We start from the raw sequence: 675 nt of genomic DNA on the forward strand, positions 1-675 counted from the left end.
CGCCACCCTCACGGTCACCCCGGAAGCCACCACCCTGCGGACGGTCACCACCACTACGGAAGCCACCACGGTCGCCGCCACCCTGGTAACCACCACGGTCACGGTCGCCACCACGGAAACCGCCACCCTGCGGACGGTCACCGCCGCTGCGGAAGCCACCCCGGTCACCGGAGCTGCCGCGGTCGCGGTCGCCGCCTCGGAAACCACCCCGGTCGCCGGAGCCGCCCCGGTCGCTACCCCGGAAGCCGCCGCCCTGGGGACGGTCACCGCCTCGGAAGCCACCGCGGTCCCGGTCGCCGCCTCGGTTGTAGCCGCCCCGGTCGCCGGAGCTGCCGCGGTCGCGGTCGCCGCCTCGGAAGCCACCCCGGTCGCCGGAGCCGCCTCGGTCACGATCTCCCGACGAGCGCTCACCACGAGCGCTCGAGTCGCGACCGCCGGCCCGATTCTCGTCGTCGCGCTCGCGGGAGCCGCCGTCCTGCGGTCCTGTAGTCACGGGTCAATCCTTCCGATACGGCGGTCCCTCGCTTTGGCGGGGCCTGCCTCGACACACAAAGTTACTAGGGGGAGGACATACAAAAGCAGGCGAGGGCCGGCCCCGTCTCCGGGGCGGCCCTCGCCTGTCACGTTGAGTCCGGCGGTGTCCTACTCTCCCACACCCTCCCGAGTGCAGTACCA

1 pseudogene is annotated in these 675 nt (G+C 72.6%); it reads right to left on the reverse strand.

Going from position 1 to position 675, the window contains the following annotated elements:
• Window positions 1-414, reverse strand: a pseudogene (locus AB0M88_RS49615) (hypothetical protein); the annotation flags it as partial.
• Between the last annotated feature and the right edge of the window lie 261 nt (window positions 415-675).

Origin of the sequence: Actinoplanes sp. NPDC051411 (genome assembly GCF_040682075.1) — a bacterium.
Taxonomy (GTDB): Bacteria; Actinomycetota; Actinomycetes; order Mycobacteriales; family Micromonosporaceae; genus Actinoplanes.